At 64.6% G+C, this 19,766-nt stretch carries 13 protein-coding genes; 5 read left to right on the forward strand and 8 right to left on the reverse strand.

The genetic code is table 11. The annotated features are described in order from the left end of the window. Positions 1–18 precede the first annotated feature (18 nt). Genes dhbA through amoH form a run of 3 tightly spaced genes read left to right on the forward strand, consistent with a single transcriptional unit; the run spans position 19 to position 8,620 of the window. Complete coding sequence (gene dhbA, locus BN1128_RS18565; RefSeq protein ID WP_042871484.1) at positions 19–768, forward strand: 2,3-dihydro-2,3-dihydroxybenzoate dehydrogenase; 750 nt, start codon at positions 19–21, stop codon at positions 766–768. Positions 769–776: 8 nt separating this feature from the next. Next, entirely contained in the window at positions 777–7,013 is a 6,237-nt protein-coding gene (gene amoG, locus BN1128_RS18570; protein ID WP_042871486.1) for an amonabactin biosynthesis non-ribosomal peptide synthetase AmoG, read from the forward strand. After that, positions 7,010–8,620 (forward strand): amonabactin biosynthesis glycine adenylation protein AmoH, encoded by a 1,611-nt coding sequence (gene amoH / locus BN1128_RS18575; RefSeq protein WP_042871487.1) that lies wholly within the window; start codon positions 7,010–7,012, stop codon positions 8,618–8,620. Before amoG ends, amoH begins: the two co-directional genes overlap by 4 nt. A gap of 75 nt (positions 8,621–8,695) precedes the next feature. Here amoH and BN1128_RS18580 read toward each other — a convergent pair whose 3' ends face one another. Next, positions 8,696–9,640, reverse strand: coding sequence for an amonabactin ABC transporter substrate-binding protein (locus BN1128_RS18580; protein WP_042871489.1), 945 nt, complete (start codon positions 9,638–9,640; stop codon positions 8,696–8,698). Positions 9,641–9,798: 158 nt separating this feature from the next. Here BN1128_RS18580 and amoD point away from each other — a divergent pair, with 158 nt between their 5' ends. Further along, on the forward strand, positions 9,799–10,524 hold the full coding sequence (gene amoD / locus BN1128_RS18585; RefSeq protein ID WP_042871491.1) for an amonabactin biosynthesis phosphopantetheinyl transferase AmoD: 726 nt from the start codon (positions 9,799–9,801) through the stop codon (positions 10,522–10,524). 69 nt (positions 10,525–10,593) lie between these two features. Here amoD and BN1128_RS18590 read toward each other — a convergent pair whose 3' ends face one another. The 5 genes from BN1128_RS18590 to BN1128_RS18610 form a co-directional block, all read right to left on the reverse strand. Next, complete coding sequence (locus BN1128_RS18590; RefSeq protein ID WP_042871493.1) at positions 10,594–11,397, reverse strand: amonabactin ABC transporter ATP-binding protein; 804 nt, start codon at positions 11,395–11,397, stop codon at positions 10,594–10,596. Then, complete coding sequence (locus tag BN1128_RS18595; protein ID WP_042871495.1) at positions 11,397–12,464, reverse strand: amonabactin ABC transporter permease subunit 1; 1,068 nt, start codon at positions 12,462–12,464, stop codon at positions 11,397–11,399. The genes BN1128_RS18590 and BN1128_RS18595 overlap by 1 nt, the downstream gene beginning before the upstream one ends. 14 nt (positions 12,465–12,478) lie before the next feature. Further along, the gene (locus BN1128_RS18600; RefSeq protein WP_042871498.1) at positions 12,479–13,495 is read right to left on the reverse strand and encodes an amonabactin ABC transporter permease subunit 2; all 1,017 of its coding nucleotides are present in this window, start codon (positions 13,493–13,495) and stop codon (positions 12,479–12,481) included. Between the two features lie 70 nt (positions 13,496–13,565). Then, on the reverse strand, positions 13,566–15,539 hold the full coding sequence (locus BN1128_RS18605; protein WP_042871500.1) for a siderophore amonabactin TonB-dependent receptor: 1,974 nt from the start codon (positions 15,537–15,539) through the stop codon (positions 13,566–13,568). A gap of 57 nt (positions 15,540–15,596) precedes the next feature. Then, positions 15,597–16,835 (reverse strand): siderophore amonabactin export MFS transporter, encoded by a 1,239-nt coding sequence (locus tag BN1128_RS18610; RefSeq protein WP_042871502.1) that lies wholly within the window; start codon positions 16,833–16,835, stop codon positions 15,597–15,599. A 257-nt stretch (positions 16,836–17,092) separates the two neighbouring features. Here BN1128_RS18610 and BN1128_RS18615 point away from each other — a divergent pair, with 257 nt between their 5' ends. Next, the gene (locus tag BN1128_RS18615) at positions 17,093–17,845 is read left to right on the forward strand and encodes a hypothetical protein (RefSeq protein ID WP_042871505.1); all 753 of its coding nucleotides are present in this window, start codon (positions 17,093–17,095) and stop codon (positions 17,843–17,845) included. Positions 17,846–17,860: 15 nt separating this feature from the next. Here the strand turns inward: BN1128_RS18615 and BN1128_RS18620 are convergent, their stop codons facing one another. Then, positions 17,861–18,322, reverse strand: a complete 462-nt coding sequence (locus tag BN1128_RS18620; RefSeq protein ID WP_042871506.1) for a DUF2919 domain-containing protein — start codon at positions 18,320–18,322, stop codon at positions 17,861–17,863. Positions 18,323–18,474: 152 nt separating this feature from the next. Continuing rightward, positions 18,475–19,422 (reverse strand): magnesium/cobalt transporter CorA, encoded by a 948-nt coding sequence (gene corA, locus BN1128_RS18625; RefSeq protein WP_042871508.1) that lies wholly within the window; start codon positions 19,420–19,422, stop codon positions 18,475–18,477. Positions 19,423–19,766: the final 344 nt, after the last annotated feature.

Genomic DNA, 19,766 nt, shown 5'->3' on the forward strand with positions numbered 1-19,766 from the left:
AGCAAGGAGCAACAAGCAATGGCCTTTGATTTCAGTGGCAAGCGGGTCTGGGTGACCGGAGCTGGCCGTGGCATAGGGCGCGAGGTGGCCGAGCAGTTCGTGGCCGCCGGCGCCGCCGTGGTGGGGCTGGATCTGGCGTTCCCCGAGGCAGACTACCCCTATGCCACCCGGCTGCTCGACATCGGCGATGCCGCAGCGGTGAACGCCTGCTGCTCCGCGCTGCTGGCGGACGGCGGGCTGGATGTGCTGGTCAACGGGGCCGGGGTGCTGCGCCTCGGCCCCACCGAAAACTTGAGCGACCAGGATTGGCACGACTGCATGACGGTCAACGCCACCGGCGTCTTCTATCTGCTGCGGGCCCTGGTGCCCCACTTCAAGGGGCAGCGGCGCGGTGCCATCGTCACCATAGGCTCCAACGCCGCCCATGTGCCGCGCATGCAGATGGCGGCCTACTGCGCCTCCAAGGCGGCGGTCACCAGCCTGACCCAGACGGTGGGGCTGGAGCTGGCCCCCTTCGGCGTGCGGGTCAACCTGGTGTCGCCGGGCTCGACGGATACCCCCATGTTGCGCGGCATGCTGCCGGACGAGGGGGCCATGACCCGCACCATTGCCGGGCTGCCGGATCAGTTCAAGCTCGGTATTCCCCTGCGCAAAATCGCCACCCCGGCGGAAATTGCCAATACCGTGCTCTTCCTGGCCTCGGACTTGGCCAGCCATATCACGCTGCAGGATCTGGTCGTCGATGGCGGCGCCACCCTGAGCGCCTGAGGTAAGTCATGAACAATATGATAACGCTGCTAAAACAGCTGGAACGCCAGGGTGTCAGGCTGGCCCTCAACGAGAAAGGGCAGCTGATTTCCCAGTCGAGCAAGGAGGCGGTGACCCCCGCCATCGGCGCCCAAATCAAGGCGCACAAGGATGAGCTGGTGCGCTGCCTGGCGGCCCGCGCCGCCTTCGAGGCGCCCATCGTCGCCCAGGGAGCCCAGAGCGGGCCGCTCTCGTCGTCCCAGAGCGGGCTCTGGTTTATCGAGCAGTACGAGGAGGCCTCCCACCTCTACAACATGCCGGTCTATTTTCGGGTGAGCGGCGAGCTGGACACAGCCGCCCTGGAGTTTGCCTTCGACCACCTGTTTGCGCGCCACCCCAGCATGCGCACCCGTTTCGTCAAGGACGAGGCGGGCAGGGGGGCCCAGGAGATACTGCCCCACGCGCCCTTCAAGCTGCAGATAGAGGATGTGAGCGCAGAGCCCGCAGCCGAGCGCGAGTCCTATGTGGCCAGACGAGTACGTGAGGAGATAGGGAAGCCCTTCTCGTTGACTCAAGGGGACCTCAGCCGGGTGCACCTTATCCGGTTGGGGTCTCATGAACATGTGCTGCTTATTACCCAGCACCACATCGTCTCCGACGGCTGGTCGGTCAAGAACATGTTTGCCGACTTGAAGCGTGCCTTCCTGGCCCATCAGAACCGGGAGCCCTTGAGCGTGCCCGAGTTGCCGCTCACCTATCTCGACTATGCCCACTGGTTCAACTCGCCGCGCTTTCTTGACTATCACGCCGAGTTCAAGCCGTTCTGGGTCGACCGCCTCGGTGGCAGCCCCGAGGTGCACGGCCTGCCGCTGGACAAGCCCCGCCCCGCCCATCAGGCCAGCGGCGGCGAGCTGGTCTTTTCCACCATAGACAACGCCCTGTGGGAGAGCTTCAAGCGGCTGTGCCAGCGCCACAACACCTCCAACTTCATCGGCCTGCATGCCCTGTTTGCCCTGCTGATGGTGCGCCAGAGCGGCGAGAAGGAAGTCGTCATAGGCACGCCGCTCGCCTACCGCGAGCGCCACGAGATAGAGTCCCTGGTGGGCTTCTTCGTCAATACGCTCGTGCTGAGAACACAGCTGGAAGGGCGGCCCAACTTTATCGACTACCTGCAGCAGTGCCGGGAGGAGGATCTGGCGGCCTTCGATCACCAGCTCTACCGCTTCGAGGCGCTGGCCGAGGCCATAGGCGCCGATCGCACCACCGCCATCAACCCCATCTTCCAGATCATGCTGGTCTATCAGGCCAAGGTGGATTTCAACGATCTCATCCCCGGCTGCCAGCTGGTGGAGGAAACCTCCCCCGTGCTGCCCGCCAAGACCGACATCTCGGTCAAGGTGACGGAGCTGATGGATTCCGTCAGGGTGGACTGGCTGTTTGCCACTGCCCTGTTCGAGCGAGATACCATCCAGGCTTACGCCGATCGCCTGCTGCACCTGATGCGCGCCGTGGTGGCGGCCCCCGAGACCGAGATCTGGCAGCTGCCGCTGGAGGCGGGCACAGACCAGGCAGCGCTGGCCGCCGAGCTCGCCAGTCTGCCCCTGGATTACCCGAGCCGCGACACCCTGCTCTGCCACATCGAGCGCCGGGCCGCGCAGTTCCCCGATGCGCTGGCGGTGAGTGATGGCGAAGGCGCCCTGAGTTACGGCGAGCTGGAGGCGCGCGCCAACCGGCTGGCCCACTGGCTGCAGGCCCGAGGTGTAACGCCGGGGAGCGCCATCGGCATCCAGGCCAAACGGGATGTGGCCTTCGTGGTCGCTCTGCTCGCCTGCTGGAAGGCGGGGGCGGCCTATGTGCCGCTCGACCCCGCCTATCCCGCCGAGCGGCTGGCCCATATCCTGAGCGACGCCCGCATTGCGCTGGTGCTGGGGGGAGAGCCGGATGCCCGGCTCGCCGAGGCCATCAAGGGCACAGATGCCGGTTACCACAAGCTGCATCGGCTGGTGCTGGATGGGCTGCCAAGCAAGGCTCCCGCCATCCCCCGGGACGCGGCCATGCTGGCCCAGATCATCTACACCTCCGGCAGTACCGGCTTGCCCAAGGGGGTTATGGTGGAGCAGGGCAGCCTGGTCAACCTGATGGCGGATCATGCAGAGCGCATCGCCCTTGATCACGAGGGGGCCATGTTCAACTGCATGTCTCTGTCGTTCGATGCGGGCAACATGACCACTCTGCTGCCGCTCTACTGCGGCGCGGCCCTGCACTTTGGCGAGCCGGGCGAGGTGGCCATCACGGCTGCGATCAACTGTGGCGCCAGCCACATGATACTGCCCACCGCCCTGCTGGCGAACCTGCTGCCACCGACCGATCTCGGTTCTCTGCGCGCCATCGGCTTTGGTGGCGAAGCCTGCCCGAGCAGCCTGGTGGAACGCTGGGGGGAGCGGGTGGCGCTCTACAACATGTACGGCCCGACCGAGTGCACAGTCACGGCGCTCTGCGCGCGGCTCATGCCGGGTCAGCCTATCACCATAGGCCAGCCCATCAGCAATTTAAAAGCGCTGATCCTGGACGAAGGGGGCAACCTCTGCCCCGTCGGTGTGCCCGGTGAGCTCTGCCTGAGTGGTCTGGGTCTTGCTCGTGGCTACCTCAATCTACCGGAGCGAACCCAAGAGGCTTTTATCGAGCTGGCTCTCGACGGTCGTACCCATCGCCTCTACCGCACCGGCGATCGGGCGCTGAGGCGCCGCGACGGCAACATCCAATATCTGGGCCGGATTGACGAGCAGATCAAGCTGCGGGGCTATCGCATCGAGCCCGGCGAGATAGAGACGCAAGTCGCCGCGCTGTGCCCGGCCATCCGCCAGATCAAGGTGGTGGTGCAGGAGGGTCGCCTGCTGGCGTACGCCTGCCTGCATGAGGGGGCGAGCGAGCCGGACGGCGAGGCCCTGCTACAACGGGCCGGTGAATGCCTGCCCGAATACATGGTGCCGGTGCGCCTCTGCTGGCTGCCCGAGATGCCGCTCACCCCCAACGGCAAGCTGGACCTGCGCCGCCTGCCCGCCATTGATTGGCAGCAGAGCAAGAGCGAGCCACAAAGCGAGCTGGAGCAGACTGTGCTCGCCATCTGGCAGGGGGTGCTCAAGCAGCCCCTCGGGGTGGAGGATGACTTCTTCCGCCTGGGGGGTGATTCCATCCTCAGCATCCAGCTCACCACAAGGCTGCGGGATGCGGGGCTGCACTGCAGCGTCAAGGACGTGTTCGAGGCCAAGACGGTGCGCCGCCTCTGCCGCCAGCTCGGCCAGCAGCAGGCGGTCAGCCACCAGACCGAACAGGGCAATCTGACAGGGGAGTTCCCGCTCCATCCCATCCAGCACTGGTTCTTCGAGCAGGGCTTCGCCAAGCCCAGTCACTGGAACCAGGGGGTAATACTGCGCCTGCCTGCCGGGGTGGACGATGTTGCCTTGCATGGCTGGCTGACTACCCTGCGCCAGCATCACGACGCCCTGCGTCTGGCGGTGACCCCGGGCGGCCAGCGCTATCTGGCCGAGCTGGCGCTGCCGCCCTTGCCGACCCTGGATGCAGAAACACTCGGCGGGGCTGAACTGCAGGCCCGCCTGACCGAGTTGCAAGGGGATCTGGATCCTGCCAGCGGCCACACCCTGGCCTGGGCCCGCCTGCGCAACCTGGCCATCGAGGGTGTGGCAGAGCCGGTGGAGGGGCTTTTCCTCGCCTTCCACCATCTGGTCATCGATGCCGTCTCCTGGCGCATTCTGGCCGAGGATCTCGCCCGGGTGAGCAGGGGCGAGCCTCTGTCCGCCAAGGGCAGCAGCTATCGCCAGTGGGGCGAAGGGCTGGCCGCCTACGCCCTGCGCGAAGAGGATCAGATGGCGTTCTGGCTTGCCCAGGGGGAGGGTAACCAGCGAGGACTGCTGGAAGCACAGCGCGCCGAAGATGGCCGCGCCGCCGCCAGCCTGCTGCAATTGGACAAGGAGACCACGGCCCGCTTGATTGACCCGGCCAATCAGGCCTTCTTCACCCGGGTACCCGACTTGTTGCTGGCCGCCCTGACTCGCACTCTGAGCGAGCTGGGTTATGGCGCACGCCACTGCGTGATGCTGGAAGGGCACGGCCGGGAGGCCATCGATGCTGAACTCGATGTGAGCCGCACCCTGGGCTGGTTCACCAGCACCTATCCGCTGGCGCTGGCCGATGAGCCAGAGTGGGATGCGCTGGTGTGCGCCACCAAGGAGCGGCTGCGGGCCGTACCGGACAAGGGGGTAGGCTTCAACGCCCTTCGTCTGCACCATCCCCGTGGCTGGGAACTGCCCGAGGCCCTCATCGTCTTCAACTATCTGGGAGTCAGCCATCAGGGCGCTGCAGGTCAGCCCTGGCAGCCCCTGCCCATGGCGCCGGGGGCGCCTTCCTCACCGGACAACTTGCCACGCGAGCTCATCAGCCTGCACGGGGGCGTCTATGACGGCTGCCTCACCCTGCGCCAGGTCGGCGCCCTCAACCAGCAAGGGAGCGACGCCCTGATGGTGAGATTGGCGGCCAACCTGCGTGCCCTGGTGGATCACTGCTGTGGGGTGAGCGCCCCGCGCCACACCCCGAGCGACTTCCCGGGGCTTGGCCTCTCGCAAGCGGCGCTCGACCAGGTGCTGAGCGGGCGCGAGGTGGAGACACTGCTGCCCATGACGTCCTTGCAGCAGAGCATGCTCTATCACAGGGAGCTGGCGCCCCGTGACACGGCTTACCATCTGCAGACCGAAATGGCGTATCGCCAGCCACTGGACCTGGCCGTCTACCGCCAGGCCTGGCAGGCGCAGATCGCTCGCTGGCCGGCCCTGCGCAGCGAGCTGGTGCTGGCGGATGGGGTGGCACTGCAGCGCATCCTGCGCCATGCCGAGTTGCCATTCCACTATCAGGATCTGGTGGGGGATGAGCAGGCCGAGGCGCGCATCGCGGCCTATCGCCAGCAGGATCTGGCCCGCCCGATCCCGCTCGAGCAGGCTCCCTTGCTGCGGGTCGCCTGTTTCAAACTGGCGCCCGATCACCACAAGGTCATTTTCAGTGCCCACCATGGCGTGCTGGATGGCTGGAGCGGCCCCGTATTGCTGGGATCCCTGCATCGCTGCTATCAAGCCCTGATGAACGGTCTGCTGCCGCAAGCCGAACCGGATGGGGCCTGGCTCGAATTTGGCCGCCATATCGCGAGCCAAACCCGCGCCAGCGAGGCCTACTGGCAGGGGCGCGCCGAGCTGTTGGCCCGACCCAATGATCTCTCCCGTCTGTTCGGGGTGGCGCTGGAGCCGCAGCTGACGCAGCACAAGCCTGCGGTGTGCGGCCAGACCCTGGCGCCGCACGTGTCGGCTCAACTGGAAGCCCGCGCTCGCGAGTTGGGGGTGACCACGGGCTTGCTGGCCCAGTATGCCTGGCATCGCCTGTTGGCCCGCTGCTGTGGCGACGACATCACCCTGGTGGGCAACGTGACGCCGGGCCGGAATTTCCCCATCGAGGGGATCACCCAGAGCGTCGGCCTCTATATCAACAGCCTGCCGCTTATCCTGGATTGGCGCACCGAGGCGACCCTGGCCGAGCATATCGCCCGGCTGCAGTCGGATTTGATGGCCCTCAATGAGCACGGCACCCAGTCGCTCGCCGCGCTGACGCAGGGCAGGGCGCGCCTGTTCCAGAGCCTGTTCGTGTTCGAGAACTACCCTGTGCCGGCGCTGCCGGAGGAGCCAGAACCCCATCAGCTGGTGCCGCGCTTTGGCGCCGTGGTGGAGAAGGTAGAGCTTCCGCTCTCCCTGGTGGTGAACGCCCGCGGCGGCCGGCTCAACCTGCGCCTCGAGTTCGACGGAGATCTGATCCCCATGGCGAAGGCCGAAGCCGTGCTGGCCGCCTGGCTGGTCGAGCTCGGCTGGCTGGCGGGGGCGAGCCTTGCGCTGCCGGCCAGCCCCGATGAGATGAGCCTGCCTGCCCCCGTGGCCGCGCGCGTAGCGGCGCCAGTCGCTGAGCCCAGTCCGCCCGCGGCCCGTCCGCTGGTAGCCCTGTGGGAGCGCCAGTGCGGCGTGCCCGGCGTCTGGCAGCAGACCCTGTGTGAACTCGGGGTGGATTCGGTGCAGCAGCTCGCCCTGCTGGCGGCCCTCAATGCCGCCTTCGCCGGCGAGCGTGCGCCGCTCACTCTGCGGGATCTCAAGGCCCATTCATCCCCCAGCCGGCTCTATCAGCACTGGCTGGTGCGACTGCCCGAGGAGGTGCTATGACGACCCTGACCCAGATTGACCAGGCTCCCGTCAAACCGAAAGCCCATCGGGAGTTGAGCCCTCCGCAAGGCGGGCTGGCAACCGAACAGACCCTGGGCTCGCGCCTGGCCGATTGCCTCGCCGCCACCCCGCTGGCCCCCGCCATCGGCATGGGCGGAGTCGGTGTGAATGAGCAAGGCATGAGTGAGCAAGGCACGGGCGAGGCCGGCCCCGGCGCCTGGCTCAACTATGGCGAGCTCAGCCTGCGGGTCGGTCAGATCGCCGCCCGCCTGCAGGGGCTGGCGGTGGGAGAGAGGGTCGGCCTCTATCTGGTGCGAGGCCCGGATCTGGTGGCCAGCCTGCTCGCCTGCCTGCGGCTCGGGCTCACCTTTGTGCCGCTCGAGCCGGATTTCCCGGTGGAGCGGCTGCAGGGTATCGCCCGGCAGGCCCGGCTCTCGGCGGTGATCTGTGATGGGCATGGCGATGTGCCCGCGTTTGGCTGTCCATTGCGATCTATCCCGGCTCTCGACCAAGAGGGGGAGCAACCGCCAGCTGTCGTCTCCTGGCCCAACGTGGACGATGCGCTGACGGCCTACATGATGTTCACCTCGGGCTCTACCGGCGAGCCCAAGGGGGTGGTCATCAGCCGGCGGGCCTTGCTCTGCTTCCTCGACGGGATCCGCGAGCGGCTTGGGCTATCACCTAACTGCCATTGGCTCTTTATCACCACCCCGGCCTTCGACATTTCCTTGCTGGAGATGCTGGGGCCGCTCTGGGGCGGGGGCCGCTTGACGGTGGCCGGCGGCGAGCACAACAAGGATCCGCTGGGAATGATGGCGCTGCTCGAGGCGGATCCTTCCATCAACTTCCTGCAGGCCACCCCGGCCTGCTGGCGCATGCTGCTCAAAGCGGGCTGGCAGGGGCGCGAGCGCCTCACCGCCCTGTGTGGTGGCGAGGCGCTGGACTCGGGATTGGCCGAGCAGCTCTGTGCCCGCACCCAGCGGCTGTGGAACTGCTACGGGCCGACCGAGGCTACCGTCTGGTCTCTGGTGAGCGAGGTGCGCTGGCCACCGGCGGAGGGGCAGATCACCATCAGCCACAGCCTGCCCGGCTACCGCCACTGGGTGCTTGACGAGGCGGGGTTGCCGGTATCTGAGGGGGAGTGCGGGGAGCTTTGCATCGAGAGCCCGGCCCTGTGTGAGGGGTACTGGCGCAAGCCAGCCTTGACGAGCGCCGCCTTCCTGAGGGTCGATACCCATCGGCTCTATCGTACCGGCGATCGGGTGCGCCGACTGGGGGCGGATCGCTTCCTCTATCTGGGGCGGCGGGACGATCAGGTCAAGCTGCGCGGTTTTCGCATCGAGCTGGGGGAGGTAGAGGCGGGCCTTCGCCGCCAACCCGGGGTGCAGGAGGCGGCGGTGCGCCTGGTCGGCGAGGGGGACGAGGCCATGCTGGTGGGCTACGTGGAGGCCAAAGCCGGGGTGACCCTTAATCGCCTCGCCCTGCGCAAGGGGTTGCAGGCCACGCTGCCGCACTACATGGTACCGGCGCGGATCATCCTGCTCGATGCCCTGCCCAAGACAGGCAGCGGCAAGCTGGACAGAAAGGCGCTGCCACTGCCTGAATAGGGCGACCGGAAAGCGCCAAACGTCCATAAAAAAAGCCCGCATGATGCGGGCTTTTTTTGCCATGTGAGCGCGGGCTTATTGGGTGATGGGGGCCGCGTCCGGTTTGGCGAGCAGCTGCTCGACGTCGTCGATCACCTTGAGGGCCGCCTGGGGCCCGCCGGTGGAGGTCCACAGCGAGCCGTCCACGGCGCCAAAGCGCTTGCCCTTGATGGCGTTCAGTTGCTGGAAGGCCGGGGTCTGCTCGGCCTGCTTCATGGCATCCACCGCATCGCCGCTGGCGCTCAGGGTGCCTATCACCAGCCAGTCACCGTCCAGCAGGTTGAGGGATTCGAGGCTCAGGGCCGGGGAGTGGGGGGTCTTGTCGCCGATCTGGTGGGTCGGACGGGCCAGCCCCATCTCTTCCACCACGCTGCTGGCGAAGGTGCCGCTGTGCATGTAGCTTGGGCCCTTCGGGTTCCAGCGCACTATGCTCAGGCGCTCGCCCTGATGCTTGGCAAGCTTGCTGCGGGCCTCTTGCAGGCGGGCGTCATACTGGGCGAGGAAGGCCTTGCCCTCGGCGTCCCGGTTCAGCACGTGGGCGCTGCGATTGAAGATCTCCTTCCAGGAATCACCCCAGTTGCCGGTGACGACTGTGGGGGCTATCTCTTGCAGCAGGGTCAGCAGCTCGGGTTTGGTCTGGCCGGTCAGGATGAGATCCGGCTCCAGATCGATCAGCCGCTCCAGATTGGGGTTGTCCAGATCGCCGACCACGGCGATATCCTTGCCCGCCTTGTTCAGCAGGTAACGGGGCAATGTGCCCTGGCCACGACCGTTGACGGTGCCGACCGGCTGCAACCCCAGGGTCAGGGCCGTATCCAGATCGATTTCGCTCAGCACCACCACCCGCTTGGGTTGGGCGGGCACGACCTGGGTCTTGCCATCGGCATCGGTCACCTGACGGGTGTCGGTGCTGGCCTGGGCCTGAAAACCGACCAGGCTGGCCAGCATGAGCGCGGCGGCCAGAGGGGAGGAGATCTTCATCGTTACATCCTTCTTGGTGAAATCAGCGAAAAACCGGGCCCCAAACGGGCGGACTTATGCTATCACAAATTAAAATGATAAAAATTGTCATTTGCGTTTGTGGTGTTGGGAGGGGGTGATTTGCTACCATGACCGCTCTCGAACCAAGGGCCTTTTCGATGCCAATCGCTTCCCTGGCTGCCGGATCCCGAGGCAGTTTTATCCTGCATGCCGACTGCCTGCCGCTGCCCGGTGCGGCGCATATTGCGCTGCAGCGTGTCTGCTTCGATCCCGCCGCCTTCACCCCGGCCTGCTATGAGCAGGCCGGGATCCTGCTGCCCGCCAGCTTGCAGCGTGCGGCCCCCAAGCGGCTGGGGGAGTTTCTGGCCGGTCGGCTGGCGGCCCGTGAGGCTCTGCGCCGCGTTGGGCTGGGTGATCACGTGGTGGCCATAGGCTCGGCCCGCGAGCCGCGCTGGCCTGCGGGATTTGAGGGCAGCATCAGCCACAGCCTGTTGCAGGGGCGCGGCATGGCCTTGTGTGCGGTGCGCCGAGGCCAGGCAGGGATGGGGCTGGATCTGGAAGCCTGGCTGGAGGATGAGCAGGCGTGCGAGCTCTGGCCCGGCATTGTGAATGATGAGGAGTGGGGACGGCTGCAGCGCTGTCCACTCGGTCCGGCCTTGGGGTTGACCCTGGTGTTCTCCGCCAAGGAGAGCCTGTTCAAGGCGCTCTACCCCAGGGTGGGGCGCTATTTTGACTTTCTCGATGCCCGTTGGCTGGCCATGACGGAGCAGACCCTCACCCTCGAACTAAAAAGCGCGCTGACTCCGGTTCTGCCCGCAGGCTGGCACTGCACCCTGCACTGGCAGCCATTGCCGGGGGGCGTGCTGACCACGCTTGTGCTCTGAACATGCCTCTGCCGCTCGGTGTCATGGGCCTAAAAAAACCGCCATCAAGGCGGTTTTTTTATCCTGCGTTCAGGCCTGCTGCTGCATGGCAAAGGCCTGCGGGCGGCGGCGCGGCACTATGATGGGGGCGCCATCGCCGGGGGCGTGCAGTATGTCCACGTCCGTCTGGTAGAGGTGGTCGATGAGGGGCTTGGTCACCACCTCGCGAGCCGGGCCCATGGCCTGGATCTTGCCCTCGCCGATGGCGATCAGCTCGTCGCAGTAGCGGGCGGCGGTGGCGAGATCGTGGATGACGATGAGCACCGTCTTGCCCTCGGCGGTGATCTGGTGGATGGCCTCCATCACCTCGGTCTGGTGGCCGATATCCAGCGCGCTGGTGGGTTCATCCAGCAATATGATGTCCGCGTCCTGGGCCAGCACCATGGCCAGCCACACCCGCTGGGCCTGGCCGCCGGACAGCGAATTGGCGCTCTGTTGCAAGATGTCGCCAAGTTGCATCCGCTCGCAGGCCCAGCGCACCATGCGGGCATCCTCTTCACTCCACTGATTGAACCAGCCCTGATGGGGATGGCGGCCGTACTGCACCAGCTGCTCGACCTGAATGCCGGCGGGCACCAGGGGGCGCTGGGGCAGGTAGGCGAGCTCCCGGGCCAGCGCCTTCATGCCGTAACTCTCCAGCGGTTTGCCCTTGAGCAGTATCTCACCGGATTGTGGCTGCTCCTGGCCGGCCAAGAGCTTTAGCAGGGTGGATTTGCCGCCGCCATTGGGGCCGACGATGCCGACCAGCTTGCCCTTGGGAATGGTGAAGGAGATGTCGTTGAAGACGGGCTTTTGCTGATAGCCGAAGTGGAGGCGATTTAGGGTGAGGGTCATCAGTCGGTTCTCTGTCTGTCTTTGATCAGAATAAACAGCAGCAGTATGCCGCCAAGAATACGGGTCATGATGCCGGTGGCGACCTCATGGGGGCTGGCCAGTACCCGCACCAGGGTGTCACTTGCCAGCAGCAGCAGGGCGCCACACAGGGCGGCAATCCACAGCGGCACTATGCGATCCCGGCTCATCCAGGAGGCGAGTATGGGGGCTGCCATGGCGATGAACACCACAGGACCGCCGATGGCGGTGCCAAGGGCCGCTACGACGATGGCCTGGGCCAGTACGCCGAGCTGCACCCGGTTGACGTTCACGCCCAGGCTCTGTGCTGTGACAGGGCCCAGACGCAGCACGCCCAGGGCGCGGGAGAGATAAATGATCCAGGGGCAGACCAGCAGGATCAGGATCCCCACAGGCACTACTGTGCCGTAGCCCTGGCCGACGAAGTTGCCCATGTTCCACAGGTAGAGGCTGGTGAGGTGCACCAGCGACTGGGTGGACATGACGAACTGGCCGATGGCGTTCATCAGCTCGGAGACGCCGATGCCGATCACCACGAACAGATAGCCTTGTTCCCCCGGCTTGTTGCACAGGGCATAGAGCACGACGGCGGCAAACAGGGCGCCGAGTGGCGCGGCCCACCAGGGCCAGCTGCCCAGAGTGAGGTAGAGGGAGAAGGCGATGATGGCCAGCGACGCCCCCTCGTTGACCCCTATCATGTCCGGGGTGGCGAGGCGGTTGCGAATGAGGGTCTGCACCAGGCAGCCGGAGAGGCCCATGGCGGCGCCTGCCACCAAGACGGCGACGATGCGCGGCAGCCGGATCTTGAAGACAGTCACCTCATCGAGCCGGCTCCCCTCGCCAAGCAGGGTTTGCACTACCCCCAGCATGGTGAGTTTGCTTGATCCCAGGGTCAGCGCCAGCAGGGAGAGCAACGCCAGTGTGAGCACCAAGCCCAGCGTGATAAGCCAGGCGCGGCGGTGCAGCAGCAGGGTGCGTTCACCCAGTCGCAGGCAGAGGGTGCCGGAGGGGAGTGAAGCATTCAGCGATCTATTCATTGGATTGTTCATGAGGCAGGGCGACCTTATTTGACGGCCAGCAGGGAGCGGAAGCCACCGCTGCGTACCACCATGATGAGCACGGGGGCGCCGATCAGCGCCAGGATCACGCCGTTGGGCAGCTCGAACGGCTGGATCAGCCAGCGGGCCAGTATGTCGGCCCCCAGCAGGAACAGCACGCCAAACAGGGCGGAGAAACGCACCTGGATGGCGAGGCGCACCGGATCCACCAGACGGGCGCAGTAGGCGGCCAGAAAGCCGACGAAGCCGATGGGGCCGGCGATGGCGATGGCGCAGGCGGTAAACAGGGTGGCGGCCAGCAGCACACCGATCCGCACCCGGGTCGGCCGTATGCCGAGGGCCTGGGCCTGGTTGTCTCCCATCTGCATCAGGGTGAGCTGGCGGCACAGGGCCAGGGTCAGCAGCAGACCGGCCAGGGCGAAGGGCACCACAGTGAGCACGGCGTCGAGATCCGAGGCCGCCAGAGACCCCAGGTTCCAGAAGCGGAACTGCTCCAGCACCACCTTGTTGGAGAGCAGCAGGAAGTTGGAGAGGCCGCCAAAGGTGGCGGAGAGGGCTACCCCCACCAGGATGAGCTTGAGCGGATTGGAGCGACCCACCATCAGGCCCAGGCCCAGTACGATGAGGTTGCCAAGCAGGGCACCCATGCCGGACCAGAGCAGATAACCGTAAGCAGATTCAACGCCGAAATAGGTCAGCCCTATCACCAGGGCGAAGACGGCGCCGGCGTTGACGCCGAGCAGGCCGGGCTCGGCCAGCGGATTGCGGGTGGCGCTTTGCAGCATGGAAGCCGCCAGCGCGAGACAGACGCCCACCACCAGGGCACACAGGGTGCGGGGCAGACGCAGGGTATGAATGATCATGGCGAGCTTTTCGTCGGCCATGAGGGCGGGATCGCCCAGCAGAAATCCGGCGACCTCGCGGCCACCATAGACACCGGCACCCGTGGCCAGTGACAGACAGATCAGCATGAACAGGAGAACAACTCCCAGCCAGAACAGCTGTGTTTGGTGTCTGAGCACCCGGATACTCCTTATTGTCGAGGCGATAAAAACGGAAAAAGGGAGCCCGCTTGGGCTCCCGAACAGGGGATTACAGCTTGTAATTCACCCCGGCATAGACGGTGCGACCTTCCAGAATGAAGTCGGCGTCGGTGGCGACCTGGTCACGCTGGGTGTTCGTCAGGTTGGTGATGCCGAGTTTGAAGTCGAGCGCCGGCGTGACTTTCCAGTTGGTGTTGAGGTCCAGGGTCTGATAGTGCTTGGACTTGAGCGCCTGGGAGTTGTGCATCGGCACCTTGATGAACTGGCTGCCCACGTATTGCCAGGCCAGGTTGGTACTGACGATCTCGGTGGCTTGCCAATCCAGGCTGAGGTTGCCGGTGTGATCCGGGGTCTTGGCCAGATCCTCGCCCGTGCTCTTGTCTTGGGAATCCAGCAGGCTCCAGTTACCGGTCAGCTTGACGTTGTCCAGTACATCGACCCAGCCGGTCAGCTCCAGCCCTTTCACCCGTGCCTTCTTGACGTTGAGGTAGGTCATGACGGTCGGACGGTAGCCCGGGCCCCACTGATCGCTCTGGATCAGATCTTCGATGTCGTTGTGGAAGCCGGTCACACCTGCGCCGAAGCGAGCGCTCTCGTAGGCGGTGCCCAGCTCATAGCTGACGGCGGTTTCCGGTTTCAGGTTCGGGTTGCCGACCACCTTGCAGGCGCCACGGCAGGCGGTGGTGGCGAAGCCTTCGCTGGACTGGGCCAGGGTCGGTGCTTTGAACGCCTTGCCGGCGCCACCCTTGATCACCCACTCGTCGCTCAGCTTGTAGAGCGCATAGGCGCGCGGGCTGAATTCGTTGCCATAGGTTTCATGGTGGTCGAGGCGGCCGGAGAGGGTCAGCGCCAGATCTCCCAGACTGAATTCGTCCTGCAGATAGAGGGCGCTCTGGCTGGCATCCACGCTGCCGTTGGTGATGCTGCGGCTGTGTTCCAGCTCGGTCTTGCGCATCTCGGCACCCGAGGTCAGCAGGTGATCCCCCAGATAGCCGCTCAGCTGGCCATCGACAGTGTGGTTGGTCTGGGTGACATCGGCGGCGCCGCCATTGAGCTGGGAGTCATCCATCAGATCCGTCTGCTCGAAGTAGTAGCGGGCGCGGCTGTCGAAGTGCTCCCAACGGCCGTTGTGGGTCAGCCCCAGGCTCAGACGATCGAGTTTTTGCACGTTGTGCGGGGTGGCCGGTGCGGTCGGGGCACGGGGTACGTTGTTGAAGTAGCTGTCCATGTCGTTCTGGTTGTAGCCCAGATCGAAATCGATATCCTGGTTGTCACTGACCAGCCACTTCAGGCTGGAGAGCACATTGACCACTTCCCGTTTTTCCAGCGCATCGGCATCCGGGTTGTTGGACTGATCACTGTGCCAGCGGTCACGCTGATAGCCTTCCACCACCACGCTGCCCAGCAGCTTGTTGTCGATGAGGGCACCGGAGACGAAGGCGCTGCCCTGGTTGGCATCGCCACCGTCGCCCTTGGTGGGCATGGAGTGGGTGTAGCCGAAGGCCGCCTCGGTCTTCTCCTTGGCTTGGCGCAGGATCACGTTGACCACGCCGCCGAGGGCGTCGGCACCGTACAGGGAGGAGACGGGGCCACGGATCACTTCGATGCGCTCTATGGCCGCCATGGGGATGGAGCTCAAGTCGAAGTCATTGCCAAAGGAGCTGCCCAGGGTCTCGCGAGCGTTGACCCGTTTACCGTTGATCAGCAGCAGTGTGTAGTCGCCGCCCATGCCGCGGATCTTGATCTCGCTGCGACCCGTGGGGTTGGTGCCTATGATGTTGACACCCGGCACATGCTTGAGGGCATCGCCTATGTTGTTGGCGTTCATCTTGTCCAGATCGGCGCGGGTCACCACAGAGACGCTGGCCGGAGCGGACAGCTCAGTGTGCTGGGTCTGGGTGGCGGTGACCACCATGGTCTCGTTGGCCTTGACCGATTCGGCCTGGGCCAGGCCCGGCAGGGCAAACAGGCCGAGGGAGAGCAAAATCGGGTTCAAGCGAAATACGCCAGGCTGCAACTGCATAGTCAAAACTCCATGAATAAAACAGAGGTTATGGGGTCCGGCTCTGGGGCCGGTAGCTCACTGACTTCCTTGTCTGGCGGTGCCAGACGCGGGGTTATTGTTATTCCTTGTCTGCGCCAGCCCCTTGAGCAGGAGCCAGACACCGCCGCAGGCCAGCAGGCCGCAGCCGATATTGATCCAGGCGAGCCCCGCAAAGCCGTGCAGGGCGCCAGTGTTGTCCGAGAAGAGATACCTGGCCGAGAGCAGGCTGCCGAGACCCGCCGCCACATTGGTCACAGTGCCCTGAAAAGACATGAAGGCGGCGCGCTGATGGGGGGCCGGAATGGCCGCCGTGATGGCGAGCGTGGTGCTGGATCTGGCCGAGCTCAGCGCCATGAAGAGGGTAAACAGCAGGTAGACGGGCACGCCGACGGGGGAGGCGAAGCCGAGCAGAGTGATCAGTGCCAGCAACAGGCTGGTGATCAGAATGGCGGCCAGCGCCCGGCCCTGATCGATCCAGCCACCGCACAGCCGCATGGTCGCCATGCTGGCGAGGCCGCCACACAGGTAGAGGGCGGCGATCTGCTCGCGGGGGAAGGCGAGGTTGAACTGGAAGTAGTTGGCAAAATGCGGGATCAGCAGGAAATGACCGAACATCTGCAAACAGAGAATGAGCAGGGCGCCCTGGCAGAGCGGTGAGCCCAGCAGCTGGCGCAAGCCGCTGCCGTGAGGGGCGCGGCTGACCGGCAGGGAGGGCAGCAGCCGGGCGCAGAGCAGGGCCAGCAGCAGGCCGCCAGCGCCAAACAGCAGGAAGGGGCTCTGCCAGCCGAGCCACTGGGCCAGTACCAGGGCGATGGGCACCACCAAAATGGCGGCCAGCGAGAAGGCCATGCCCACGTAGGCGAGGCGGCGGCCCCGTTCGGGCGGGGGGACCAGGTCCAGCACGGCAGCCATCAGGATGGCGGAAAGAGGCCCGGCCACGCAGCCCGACAGTATGAACAGCATCAGCAGTTGCTGGCTGTTCTGGACCAGGGCGCAGGCCATCAGCAGCAGAAAGCGTAAGGTCAGCAGCACCAGCAGGGCGGGTTTGCGGTTGACGCGATCGAGCCAGGGGGCTGCGATGAGGCCCATCAGGGCCGCGCCCAGGGTGGCACCGCCGCTGAAATAACCAGTCTGTTCCGGTTGCATGCCGAGACTGATGACCAGATCCGGCCCAAGCGGCATCACCATCATCATGCTGCCCATGGAGAGCATGTTGATCAGCATCGCCAGATGGATGGCAGCAGGGGTAGTGGTGACGGCGTTTGCTGGCTTCATCAGAAGTGGGCTCGAAAAAATGAGTCCGAATTGTATCCGAGCGATTTTTACGTGACAACAAATGGTAATCATTTTTATTTGTGTTATTTGATCCATCTCCGTCCTTTTAGCTCGCAGGCCGTCAAGGAGGGGCGCTCCGTCCCATGCCGCCATTGCCCCTGGGGTGCAAAGTCATTGAAAAGCGAGGCAGATGGATCATGATGGTGATAGCCAGACTGGCAGAGACGGTGAGCCGGGCTCCCGGACAGGAGAGAGAGATGAAACGGTGGCGTTGGAGCGGGATCTTGTTGTTGTGCGGGCTCTGGAGCCTGCCGCTGCGGGCCGAGGTCAAGGTGATCCCGGTATTCGAGGCCGAGGCCATGGTGCAGACCCTCAAGGAGATCTACCCGGATCTCGGGGTGAGTGCCATGGGCAATCAGCTGGTGCTGAGCGGCAGTGCGGCCCAGTTGCAGGAGGCCGAAGCGACCCTGGCCAAACTCAACCAGCCGCCCCAGAGCCTGCTTGTCGAATGGCGGGTGGATGGCGCCTCAAGCGGTCAGCAGATAGAGGCGGGTATCGGTGGTGATGCGGCCAAACGGCAATGGCTGCTGGAGGGCAATGCCCGGCAATACCAGCGCAGCCAGAACGACAGCTGGCAGGTGCGCGGCCTGTCGGGGCGGCCCGTGTTGCTGCAGATGGGCTCCTATCAGCCGGTCACCTTCTATCAGTGGCGCGGTGGTCAGGTGGTGGGCTTGATGCCGCTCATCAACGGTCTCTATGCCACCGCCACCCTGATCGGGGACAGGGTGCAGATAGCGCTCAGCAGCGAACAGGCCAGGTTGGAGCAGGGCACCGTCACCACGGGGCAGAACGCCACCGAGGTGAGCGGTGCCCCGGGGCAGTGGCTGACGGTGGGGGAGTTATCCACCAGTTCGGCCCAGCAAGGCAGCAGCCTGGGTACCCAGTTGCAGGGGGGCCGCGGCAGCCAGAGCGATCGCCAGACCCTGCAGATCCGGGTCACGCGGCAATGAGTGACCCCTATTTTCTCAGTGAGGTTGATCGGCCGCGTATTCGCGGATCTGGCGGCTGCGCAGCAGATACCAGAGTGCCCAGAGGCTGCCGATCAGCACCAGAGCGGTGGGCCAGCTGAACGACCATTTCTGCAGGTTGAGGCTGTGCAGCTGCATCAGCAGGCCGCTGACGGTGGAGCAGAGCAGGAGGCCGCGGCTGTGGCGCCTGAGCCAGGCGCGCACGCTGTTGGTCTGCTGATAGGTGCCGCCAAAGGCGAGCAGCGCCAGCATGGCGGGCACGTCGGTCAGCAGGCTGATGTAGAGGCTGATCTTGTCCGGATAGAAGAGGGTCAGGATCTCGCTGCCGCTCTCGCGGGTGACCCCGGCCATCAGAAACAGCCAGACCGAGCGGGTCAGCAAGAGGGCGATGGGCCAAAACCAGAGGGGAGGGCGCAACTGGCCGTGATCGTCATATCTGTGTTCGGGGTAGAGGGTCATGGTCGCCCGTTATCCGCTTGGGTTGTGCAAATGATGAAGAGGATATGGGGCAGAGTGGCGCCCTTTGCAAGGCGTGCCGGGTGACACGAATTAATCGGGGGGCCAGTGCCCCCCAATCCATCGTCTCTTTTTATCGCACTTTCTGGCGGCGTTTACAGCCAGCCCTTGCGCTTGAAGAAGAGGCCGGTGCCGAGGGATGACATCACCATCAGCACCAGCGACATGGGATAGCCATACTCCCAGGCCAGCTCCGGCATACGACCGAAGTTCATGCCGTAGATGCTGGCGATAAGCGTCGGCGGCAGGAAGATCACGGCGGCCACCGAGAAGATCTTGATCACCTTGTTCTGCTCCAGATTGGTGACCCCCATGGAGGCCTCCAGCTGGAAGTTGATCTTGTCGAACAGGAACTGGGTGTGGGGCAAGAGGGACTCCACGTCGTGCAGCATCTCGTCGATCCACTTGTTCTGCTCGCCCGTCATGCGCTGGCGCAGGCTGCGCTTGAGAAACCGCAAGGCGCGACGGGTATCGTGCAGGGAGAGACGGATCTGGCCGTTGGCCTCTTCCTGTGCCATCAACTCCTTGAGCATGGGGTTGATCTGATCCGGTTCGAAGATCTGATCAGCGGTGTTTTCCAACGTCTTGTAACCATCTTCGATAAGGTCGGAGAGGTACTCCACCTTGAGGTTCTGCACCTCCAGCAGGATGTCGAGGGCATCCTCCACCTCCAGCCTGTCCTGGCGCATGTAGTGGCGCAGCAGGCGCACCAGCCCGATGTCATCCTCGCGAATGCTGATCAACAGGTTGTTGCGCAGGGTAAAGGAAACGTGGACACCCTTGGTGTCACGACCGATCCGCTGGGGAAACAGGGAGTGAATGTGCAGACCATCGGTATCCCAGTAGAAACGGGCGGATGCTTCGATGTCGTCCAGCTCTTCCTTGTCGGGGACCTCTTCCAGAAACAGGCCCGTCAACCATTCTCGCTCCGCCGTGTCAGGCTTGTAGGCATCCAGCCAGACTGTGTTGTCAGGCACTATGTCGTCAGGCCCGAGCGTGACTATGTCCAGTACCTTGTTATTGAGAATGTAGGCGGTGATCATCTGTCCCCCCTTAAAAAGTCGTGGGTAATCAGGGATGGTTGCACAGGTCATGCGGCCTAGATCGCATAGAAAGCGATCCCGTGGACAAGCAAAACGGGCCGATGGAAAACCTGAATGCGGCGAACTATACAGGGGCGGGGCGCGCTTGTCAGGGCCTATTCATCCGAGGTTCAGCCTGTTCGCTCAAAAAAACAGCGAGGTCGGATCAGCGGATCTGGCCGTGAAAGTGACCGCCTGTTGACTGCCGCATTGTGCCTGGTGCCGCCAGGGGGGATAGGCCCCATCTATTGGGATAGTGAGGCCCGGACCCTGCTTGTGCTGGCATCCAGATGATGTTCTGGAAT

Source organism: Aeromonas piscicola (assembly GCF_000820005.1).
In the GTDB taxonomy this organism is placed as follows: domain Bacteria; phylum Pseudomonadota; class Gammaproteobacteria; order Enterobacterales; family Aeromonadaceae; genus Aeromonas; species Aeromonas piscicola.

What these genes read in the sequence shown, in the direction of transcription:
- amoH (WP_042871487.1), top strand. Translation starts at nt 7,010, where the DNA reads ATGACGACCCTGACCCAGATTGACCAGGCTCCCGTCAAACCGAAAGCC.
- BN1128_RS18605 (WP_042871500.1), bottom strand. Translation starts at nt 15,539, where the DNA reads ATGCAGTTGCAGCCTGGCGTATTTCGCTTGAACCCGATTTTGCTCTCC.
- corA (WP_042871508.1), bottom strand. Translation starts at nt 19,422, where the DNA reads ATGATCACCGCCTACATTCTCAATAACAAGGTACTGGACATAGTCACG.
- amoD (WP_042871491.1), top strand. Translation starts at nt 9,799, where the DNA reads ATGCCAATCGCTTCCCTGGCTGCCGGATCCCGAGGCAGTTTTATCCTG.
- BN1128_RS18595 (WP_042871495.1), bottom strand. Translation starts at nt 12,464, where the DNA reads ATGAACAATCCAATGAATAGATCGCTGAATGCTTCACTCCCCTCCGGC.
- BN1128_RS18610 (WP_042871502.1), bottom strand. Translation starts at nt 16,835, where the DNA reads ATGAAGCCAGCAAACGCCGTCACCACTACCCCTGCTGCCATCCATCTG.
- BN1128_RS18580 (WP_042871489.1), bottom strand. Translation starts at nt 9,640, where the DNA reads ATGAAGATCTCCTCCCCTCTGGCCGCCGCGCTCATGCTGGCCAGCCTG.
- BN1128_RS18620 (WP_042871506.1), bottom strand. Translation starts at nt 18,322, where the DNA reads ATGACCCTCTACCCCGAACACAGATATGACGATCACGGCCAGTTGCGC.
- BN1128_RS18615 (WP_042871505.1), top strand. Translation starts at nt 17,093, where the DNA reads ATGAAACGGTGGCGTTGGAGCGGGATCTTGTTGTTGTGCGGGCTCTGG.
- dhbA (WP_042871484.1), top strand. Translation starts at nt 19, where the DNA reads ATGGCCTTTGATTTCAGTGGCAAGCGGGTCTGGGTGACCGGAGCTGGC.
- BN1128_RS18590 (WP_042871493.1), bottom strand. Translation starts at nt 11,397, where the DNA reads ATGACCCTCACCCTAAATCGCCTCCACTTCGGCTATCAGCAAAAGCCC.
- amoG (WP_042871486.1), top strand. Translation starts at nt 777, where the DNA reads ATGAACAATATGATAACGCTGCTAAAACAGCTGGAACGCCAGGGTGTC.